This is a genomic window from Pseudomonas sp. NPDC089554 (assembly GCF_050280645.1).
Classification (GTDB): Bacteria; Pseudomonadota; Gammaproteobacteria; order Pseudomonadales; family Pseudomonadaceae; genus Aquipseudomonas.
Window position 1 is genome coordinate 1 of record NZ_JBNNVR010000142.1, and the last position, 8,766, is coordinate 8,766.

General features: G+C 61.0%; 7 protein-coding genes. 2 read left to right on the top strand and 5 right to left on the bottom strand.

All coding sequences use genetic code 11. From position 1 onward, the window contains the following. Nucleotides 1-106: 106 nt before the first annotated feature. The 5 genes from ntrC to glnA form a co-directional block, all read right to left on the bottom strand. Complete coding sequence (ntrC, locus tag ACQKPE_RS25140) at nt 107-1,525, bottom strand: nitrogen regulation protein NR(I) (RefSeq protein WP_427669388.1); 1,419 nt, start codon at nt 1,523-1,525, stop codon at nt 107-109. A gap of 14 nt (nt 1,526-1,539) precedes the next feature. After that, nucleotides 1,540-2,625, bottom strand: a complete 1,086-nt coding sequence (gene glnL / locus ACQKPE_RS25145) for a nitrogen regulation protein NR(II) (protein ID WP_427669390.1) — start codon at nt 2,623-2,625, stop codon at nt 1,540-1,542. Nucleotides 2,626-2,888: 263 nt separating this feature from the next. Beyond that, the gene (locus tag ACQKPE_RS25150; protein WP_427669391.1) at nt 2,889-3,431 is read right to left on the bottom strand and encodes a chorismate mutase; all 543 of its coding nucleotides are present in this window, start codon (nt 3,429-3,431) and stop codon (nt 2,889-2,891) included. A gap of 5 nt (nt 3,432-3,436) precedes the next feature. Beyond that, nucleotides 3,437-3,775, bottom strand: coding sequence for a cupin domain-containing protein (locus ACQKPE_RS25155; RefSeq protein WP_427669392.1), 339 nt, complete (start codon nt 3,773-3,775; stop codon nt 3,437-3,439). Between the two features lie 261 nt (nt 3,776-4,036). Continuing rightward, a complete protein-coding gene (gene glnA, locus ACQKPE_RS25160; RefSeq protein ID WP_427669393.1) occupies nt 4,037-5,461 on the bottom strand; it encodes a type I glutamate--ammonia ligase in 1,425 nt (474 codons plus the stop codon). 418 nt (nt 5,462-5,879) lie between these two features. Between glnA and thiI the strand changes: the two genes are divergently transcribed. After that, entirely contained in the window at nt 5,880-7,334 is a 1,455-nt protein-coding gene (gene thiI / locus ACQKPE_RS25165; RefSeq protein ID WP_427669394.1) for a tRNA uracil 4-sulfurtransferase ThiI, read from the top strand. Nucleotides 7,335-7,460: 126 nt separating this feature from the next. After that, a partial coding sequence (locus ACQKPE_RS25170) for a GTP-binding protein (protein ID WP_427669396.1) occupies nt 7,461-8,766 on the top strand: 1,306 nt, incomplete at its 3' end.

Genomic DNA, 8,766 nt, shown 5'->3' on the forward strand with positions numbered 1-8,766 from the left:
ATTTGTAGCGATCTTCAGAACGCATTCGCGGGCAAGCCCGCTCCTACAATTACTGCCCTTGTAGGAGCGGGCTTGCCCGCGAATGCGTCAGTTCAGTCAGTGGGGTTTAGTGCTCATCACCCTCATCATCGTCCCCGCCATCGACCTTCATCCCCAACTCCTTGATCTTGCGCGTCAGGGTATTGCGCCCCCAGCCCAGCAGCACTGCCGCATCGCGGCGGCGCCCGGCGGTGTGCTTGAGCGCGGTTTCGATCATGATGCGCTCGAAGCTCGGCACGGCGCTGTCGAGCAGGCTCGACTGGCCGCGGGCCAGGGCCTGGTCGGCCCACTGGCGCAGCGCTTGCTCCCAGTTGGTGACGGGGGCGGCGTCATGGGGCAGGTTGAGCAGTTCTGGCGGCAGGTCGCCGATCAGCACCTCGCGGCTGGAGGCCATCACGGTGATCCAGCGGCAGGTGTTCTCCAGCTGGCGCACGTTGCCGGGCCACGGCAGGTTGCGCATGAACTCCTCGGTTTCCGGTTTGAGCAACTTGGGCTCCACCGCCAGCTCACGCGCAGCGCGGCCGAGGAAGTGGCGGGCCAGGGCCGGGATGTCCTCGCGCCGGTCCGCCATGCGCGGAATATGAATACGAATGACGTTCAGGCGGTGGAACAAGTCTTCGCGGAACTTGCCGGCCTGCACCAGTGACTCCAGGTTCTGGTGGGTCGCGGCGATGATGCGCACATCCACTTTCACCGGCACATGGCCGCCAACGCGGTAGAACTCGCCGTCGGCCAGCACACGCAGCAGGCGGGTCTGGGTGTCGGCGGGCATGTCGCCGATTTCGTCGAGGAACAGCGTGCCGCCATCGGCCTGCTCGAAGCGGCCGCGGCGCTGGTTGGCGGCGCCGGTGAACGCCCCCTTCTCATGGCCGAACAGCTCGGACTCCATCAGGTCCTTGGGAATCGCCGCCATGTTCAGCGCGATGAACGGCGCCGCCGCTCGTGGGCTATGGCGGTGCAGGGCATGGGCAACCAGCTCCTTGCCGGTACCGGACTCGCCGTTGATCAGCACGGTGATGTTGGAGTGGCTGAGCCGGCCGATGGCGCGGAACACCTCCTGCATCGCCGGCGCTTCGCCGATGATTTCCGGGGTGCGCGCCAGTGCCTGGGGCACGTCCAGCGCCTGCTGCTCCTGGGCATGCTGGTTGGCACGCTTGACCAGCGACACCGCTTCGTCGACGTCGAATGGCTTGGGCAGGTACTCGAAGGCGCCGCCCTGGTAAGACGCCACGGCGCTGTCCAGGTCGGAATGGGCAGTCATGATGATCACCGGCAGGCGCGGATGCTGCTCGCGAATCTGCGCGAGCAGGTCGAGGCCGCTGGTACCGGGCATGCGGATATCGGAAATGATCACGTCAGGCTGCTGGCGAGCCAGGCGGCCCATGACGCCATCGGCGCTGTCGAAGCTCTGGGTGGTCATGCCTTCCTGTTGCAGGGCTTTTTCCAGGACCCAGCGGATGGAGCGATCATCGTCGACGATCCACACGGTTTCACTTCATCTCATGGGGCTGTGGCTCCTTGTTCCAAGGGTAGGAAGATCGAGAACGTGGTGTGGCCGGCGTGGCTCTCGCACTCGATCAGGCCCTGGTGCTGACTAATGATGTTCTGGGTGATGGCAAGGCCCAGGCCGGTACCGTCCGGGCGACCACTTACCATTGGGTAGAAAAGGGTGTCTTGCAGTTCCGTCGGAATGCCCGGGCCGTTGTCGGTGATATCGACCCGCGCCACCAGCCGGTGGCGAATGTGCCCGATGGTGAATTGGCGCACCGCGCGGCTGCGCAGGGTGATGCGGCCAAGGCGCAGCTCGTTCTGCCCGTTGATGGCCTGCATGGCGTTGCGTACGATGTTGAGCACGGCCTGGATCATCTGCTCGCGGTCGATCAGCACGTCCGGCAGGCTCGGGTCGTAGTCGCGCACCAAGGTGATGCAGCCCTGGCTTTCCGCCTCCACCAGGCTGCCGACCCGCTCCAGCACTTCATGAATGTTGGTCATGGCCAGCGAGGGCAGTTTGTTCGAACCGAGCATGCGGTCGACCAGGTTACGCAGGCGGTCGGCTTCCTCGATGATCACGTTGGTGTAGTCGCGCAGGCTTTCCTCGGGCAGCTCGCGCGCCAGCAATTGTGCCGCGCCGCGAATACCGCCCAGGGGATTCTTGATTTCATGAGCCAGGCCACGCACCAGCATCTTGGTGGTTTCCTGCTTGCTGAGCTGGGCCTCTTCCTTGGTGATGCGTAGCAGCCGGTCGCGCGGGTGCACTTCCAGCAGCAGCAAGGTCTGGCCGTGGTAGAGGATCGGCGTGACGGCGTAGTCGACGGTGATGCTCTGCCCGGTGAGGGATGTCAGCTGGGCTTCGCGCTTGGTGAATGGGTGCGCCTGTTCCACGGCCTGGCGCAAGGAATTGAGCGCTTCGGTCGATTCAGTGAACAGCTCGCTGATGAACTGCCCGTGGCTGCGCTGGCCGCTCACGGCCAGGAGCATTTCCGCCGCCGGGTTCATGTACTCAAGGCGCAGTTCGCCGTTGAGCAGCAAGGTGGCGGTGGTCAGGTTGTCCAGGAGCAGACGGTGCTGGGCATCGCTGATGGTCATGGTGCGTCGTTGACCTCTTTTGGCGCTTTTCCGGCATGGGATGCCCGCGGCCATGCCTGGGGCGGGCACGCAGGTATTCCTGCTGATTCCGGGAAAATGCAAGAACCAAACCAAGGCTCCGAAAAGAAGCGGAATTTCCGGATAGAGACCTGAAACTGCGCGAATTCGGCACAGGAAAGGCCGCGTTGACCCTTCCCGTGACCTAAATTGGGTTGCTTGGCAGAGCGCTCAGCGCTCTATTGCACCAATATAGAGCATTGCATTCAAGGCAGTGGGCAGAGTTGCCCGGTGGCGCGCACCATGGCGTGCTGTAGCAGAGCATCGCCTGGACGTGCCGAGAGGGCGATCGCCAGTTGCTTGTGGCAGTCGGGGAGGGCGTGCTGGTCGAATTGCGACAGGTCGCTCAGCAGTCGCTCTTGCAGCGCGTCCAGTTCCGGGCGTATCTCGGTCTCGAGGTCCTTGCGCTCGGTGTCAGGCGCTTCGCCGCGGTAATGCCAGGTGTTCAACAGGCTGTACTGGACAAACTTGTTGGACTCGATCTGATCGCCGAAGAAGGCCTGCGCTCGCTCGGGGGTCAGCCCGTGCTGTGGCGCCTCTTCAGCCACGCGCTCGAGGACTTGGCGTTCGCGTTCGGGGGCATGCACGGGGCTGCGCTGGTCCCATTTATGAAGTGCGACGGCTTCAGCGAGTCGCAGGCGCTGTTCTACTGCATCGAGCAGGTCATCCAGCGGTGAAGCGGATGCGTTTGTGGTGCAGCCGAACAGACCGATCAGCAGGGGCAGTGCAAGGGTATGGCGTAGGCTCATTATGGTTACTCGCAAAGGCAGTGGAGGGTGTTCGCCTGGCAGGCAGGCGCGGGTGTCGAGAGCGGCACACCGGCGTTACCGGCAGTGAACATCAGGAGCTCGACAGGTTGTTTGCCGGTTCGGCCTCGATGAACGGTGTTGGCGACTTCGGCCAGTGTCTGCCCGGGGCCGACGCTGATGCGCTTGCCGCTCGGTGTTTCCACTTCCAGCGTTCCGGCGACCACATAGGCCGCGCTGGGGGCTGCGTGGCAATGCCACGGCAGCGTGGTTTCAGCCGGTACGTGAATATTCTGCAGGGTCAGTTGCGGTGCGCCTGGGGGGGTAGGCTGGGTACAGGGTTCCATCCCAACTGGTGCTGGTACTGAGCAGCAGGTCGCTGCGCACCTGGGGTGTTTCCTTATGTGTGCAAGCGCCCAGCAACAGCAGGGAGGCCAGCAGGGGTATGACGGCAATAGGCATAGGCATAGGCAGCATCTTTTTTTATTAAAGGCGCCGCAGAATGCCCCCGTCGCTTGTTGAACCAGAATGGATAAAGTCTGATCTGCATGAACGAAAAAAGGCCTCCCGAGGGAGGCCTTTTCCTAGACGCTGGATCAGAGAAGCGATCAGACGCTGTAGTACAGGTCGTATTCCAGCGGGTGAACGAAGGTGCGAACCTTGATCTCTTCTTCCGACTTCAGCTCGATGTAGGCATCGATGAAGTCGTCGGAGAACACGCGACCCTCGGTCAGGAACTTACGGCCTTTGTCCAGCTCTTCCAGGGCTTCTTTCAGGCTACCGCAAACCTGTGGGATTTCCTTGGCCTCTTCAGGCGGCAGGTCGTACAGGTTCTTGTCGGCAGCATCGCCTGGGTGGATCTTGTTCTTGATGCCGTCCAGGCCAGCCATCAGCAGTGCAGCGAAGCACAGGTATGGGTTGGCAGCTGGGTCCGGGAAGCGCGCTTCGATACGGCGGGCTTTCGGGCTGGAAACGTAAGGAATACGGATCGAGGCCGAACGGTTACGGGCCGAGTAGGCCAGCATGACCGGCGCTTCGAAGCCAGGCACCAGACGCTTGTAGGAGTTGGTGGCCGGGTTGGTGAAGCCGTTCAGGGCCTTACCGTGCTTGATGATACCGCCGATGAAGTACAGGGCGGTGTCGGACAGGCCGGCATAGCTGTCGCCAGCGAACAGGTTCTTGTAGCTCTTGTTTTCAGTGACGCCGATCGACATGTGGACGTGCATGCCCGAACCGTTGTCGCCGTACAGTGGCTTCGGCATGAAGGTAGCGGTCTTGCCGTAGGCGTCGGCAACGTTGTGTACGCAGTACTTCAGGGTCTGTACTTCGTCAGCCTTGGCGACCAGGGTGTTGAACTTCACACCGATTTCGTTCTGGCCGGCAGTTGCCACTTCGTGGTGGTGAACTTCGACGACCAGGCCCATTTCTTCCATGGCGTTGCACATGGCGGTACGGATTTCGTGGTCGTGGTCAACCGGTGGAACTGGGAAGTAGCCACCCTTGACGGCTGGACGGTGGCCTTTGTTGCCGCCTTCGACGTCCTGGTCGGTCATCCAGGAGCCTTGCTCGGAGTAGATCTTGAACATCGAGCCGGAGATGTCGGACTTGAACTTGACCTGGTCGAAGATGAAGAACTCAGGCTCTGGACCGACCAGGACGGTGGCGCTTTCGTCTTTGAAGAAACTTTTCACATAAGCTTCGGCGCGACGGGCGATGGCGCGTGGGTCGCGGTCGTAGCCGTCCATGGTGGACGGCTCGATGATGTCGCAGACCAGGATCAGGGTCGGCTCTTCGGTGAACGGGTCCAGGACGGCAGTGCTGTCATCCGGCTTCAGGATCATGTCGGAGGCTTCGATGCCTTTCCAGCCTTCGATGGACGAACCGTCGAACATCTTGCCTTGTTCGAAGAAGTCTTCATCCAGGGCGTCGCGAGCTGGCATGGTGACGTGTTGCTGCTTGCCTTTGGTGTCCGTGAAACGCAGATCAATCCACTTGACGTCATGATCTTTGATGAGTTGAACCGACTTCGACATGTTGTCCTCCGGATGGTCTAGAGCGCGGTGGGCCGCTGCCCTGGAAAAAGGGTGTTGCCGGGCGCGGATAGTCGGCCAAGCTTACCTGCCTCACAAGGGAGCAAATTGCATGCCAGTGCCCGAAAATGGCGAGTGCGGGATAAAAAGGGGCGTCTACAGGCATTTAGGCTACGAGTGCCGACGAAAAACGCACCAATAATGGGCGAGATTCGATCGAAGTGATCCATTATGGTGCCAGATGGTTGGGCTGTGCTCTTTCTGGGGGCTTATCGACAGGTTTGCCGACGAATTGGCCGGATATAGATGCCCCGATACCGCGCTACAAACCTTCTGTACAAAAGTTGCTCAAACCTTGAGCAATTTCCGCTATAATTCGCGCCCCTCATTTTCGGTAGGCCCTGGGCGCGCTGTTAAACCCATGAAACTCATCGTCAAAGTCTTCCCAGAAATCACCATCAAGAGCCGGCCGGTGCGCAAGCGCTTCATCCGCCAGCTCGGCAAGAACATCCGCGTCGTGCTCAAGGACCTCGATCCTGAGCTCGCGGTCGACGGTGTCTGGGACAATCTCGAAGTGGTCACCCGCGTCGAGGACGAGAAGGTCCAGCGCGAAATGATCGAGCGTCTTAGCTGCACGCCCGGCATTACCCATTTCCTGCAAGTCGAGGAGTACCCCCTCGGCGACTTCGACGACATCGTCGCCAAGTGCAAACAGCACTTCGGCCACCTGCTGGCCGGCAAGCACTTCGCCGTGCGCTGCAAGCGCGGTGGTCACCACGACTTCACCTCGATGGACGTCGACCGCTACGTCGGCAGCCAGCTGCGCCAGCAATGCGGCGCAGCCGGCATCACGCTGAAGAACCCCGAAGTGCTGGTGCGCATCGAAATCCGCGACCAGCGCCTGTACGTCATCCACAACCAGCACAATGGCATCGGCGGCTACCCGCTGGGCGCCCTCGAACAGACCCTGGTGCTGATGTCCGGTGGCTTCGACTCCACCGTGGCGGCCTACCAGATGATGCGCCGCGGCCTGATGACCCACTTCTGCTTCTTCAACCTCGGCGGTCGTGCCCACGAGCTGGGCGTGATGGAAGTGGCCCACTACCTGTGGAAGAAATACGGCAGCAGCCAGCGCGTGCTGTTCATCAGCGTGCCGTTCGAAGAAGTGGTCGGCGAAATTCTGAACAAGGTCGACAACAGCTACATGGGCGTGACCCTCAAGCGCATGATGCTGCGCGGCGCCGCGCACATGGCCGAGCGCCTGCAGATCGACGCGCTGGTGACCGGCGAGGCGATTTCACAGGTGTCCAGCCAGACCCTGCCGAACCTGTCGATCATCGACTCGGCCACCGACAAGCTGGTGCTGCGCCCACTGTTGGCCAGCCACAAGCAGGACATCATCGACACCGCCTACGAAATCGGCACCGCCGAGTTCGCCAAGCACATGCCTGAGTACTGCGGCGTGATCTCGGTGAACCCGACCACCCATGCCAAGCGCCACCGCATGGAGCACGAAGAGAAGCAGTTCGACATGGCGGTGCTGGAGCGCGCCTTGGAGCGCGCCAAGTTCATCTCCATCGACAACGTGATCGACGAGTTGGGCAAGGATGTGGAGATCGAGGAAGTGGCCGAGGCGCTGCCGGGCCAGATCGTCATCGATATCCGTCACCCCGATGCCCAGGAAGACGAACCCTTGGTGCTCGAGGGCGTCGAAGTCCAGGCCATGCCGTTCTATGCGATCAACAGCAAGTTCAAGCAGCTCGATGGCAACCGCCAGTACCTGCTGTATTGCGACAAAGGTGTGATGAGCCGTCTGCATGCACACCACCTGCTCAGTGAGGGACATGCCAATGTGCGTGTTTATCGTCCGGCATAAGACGCCAGGGCTGTATGGCGGCAGCATCCGCCATCGCCCTCCCGACCACCGGGCCCGCTAAGCCTTTTACCTTCATATTGGCCGCCTAAACTGGCGGCAACCGAATCCTCTGATCGAGATACAGTTGTGATCGAAAATCTGCGTAACATCGCCATCATCGCCCACGTTGACCACGGTAAAACTACCCTCGTCGACAAACTGCTGCGCCAGTCCGGCACCCTGGAGCGTAACGAGCTCAACGACGAGCGCGTCATGGACTCCAACGACCAGGAAAAAGAGCGCGGCATTACCATTCTGGCGAAGAACACCGCCATCAACTGGAACGGCTACCACATCAACATCGTCGACACCCCCGGCCACGCCGACTTCGGTGGCGAGGTCGAGCGTGTAATGTCGATGGTCGACTCGGTACTGCTGCTGGTCGACGCTCAAGACGGCCCGATGCCGCAAACCCGCTTCGTGACCAAGAAGGCTTTCGAAGCTGGCCTCAAGCCAATCGTCGTGATCAACAAGGTTGACCGTCCGGGCGCGCGTCCTGACTGGGTTCTGGACCAGATCTTCGACCTGTTCGACAACCTCGGTGCCACCGACGAACAGCTGGACTTCAAAGTCGTCTACGCCTCGGCCCTGAACGGCATCGCCGGTCTGGACCACACCGAGATGGGCGAAGACATGACTGCCCTGTACCAGTCGATCGTCGACAACGTACCTGCGCCGAACGTCGACCGTGATGGTTCGTTCCAGATGCAAATTTCCGCACTGGACTACAACAGCTTCCTGGGTGTTATCGGTGTTGGCCGTATCGCCCGTGGTCGCATCAAACCGAACACTCCGGTGGTTGCCATCGACGTCGACGGCAAGAAGCGTAACGGCCGTATCCTCAAGCTGATGGGCCACCACGGCCTGCACCGCGTCGATGTCGAAGAAGCCCAGGCTGGCGACATCGTCTGCATCAGCGGTTTCGACGAGCTGTTCATCTCCGACACCCTGTGCGCCCCGGACGCGGTAGAAGCGATGAAGCCGCTGACCGTCGACGAGCCGACCGTTTCCATGACCTTCCAGGTCAACGATTCGCCGTTCTGCGGTAAAGAAGGCAAGTTCGTCACCAGCCGCAACATCAAGGACCGTCTGGACAAAGAGCTGCTGTACAACGTTGCCCTGCGCGTCCAGGAAACCGATTCTCCTGACAAGTTCAAGGTATCGGGCCGTGGCGAGCTGCACCTGTCGGTTCTGATCGAAACCATGCGCCGTGAAGGCTTCGAGATGGCTGTAGGCCGTCCTGAAGTGATCATCCGTGAAGTCGACGGCGTGAAGCAGGAACCGTTCGAGAACGTCACCATCGACATCCCTGAAGAATCCCAGGGCAAGGTCATGGAAGAGATAGTCGACCTACATTCCGATCGCCTCGGTCCACCGCCTGCGCAACCCGGGC

Excerpts from the sequence above, each read along its gene's own strand:
- ACQKPE_RS25150 (WP_427669391.1), bottom strand. The coding sequence starts at position 3,431 with ATGAGCCTACGCCATACCCTTGCACTGCCCCTGCTGATCGGTCTGTTC.
- glnL (WP_427669390.1), bottom strand. The coding sequence starts at position 2,625 with ATGACCATCAGCGATGCCCAGCACCGTCTGCTCCTGGACAACCTGACC.
- glnA (WP_427669393.1), bottom strand. The coding sequence starts at position 5,461 with ATGTCGAAGTCGGTTCAACTCATCAAAGATCATGACGTCAAGTGGATT.
- ACQKPE_RS25155 (WP_427669392.1), bottom strand. The coding sequence starts at position 3,775 with ATGGAACCCTGTACCCAGCCTACCCCCCCAGGCGCACCGCAACTGACC.
- thiI (WP_427669394.1), top strand. The coding sequence starts at position 5,880 with ATGAAACTCATCGTCAAAGTCTTCCCAGAAATCACCATCAAGAGCCGG.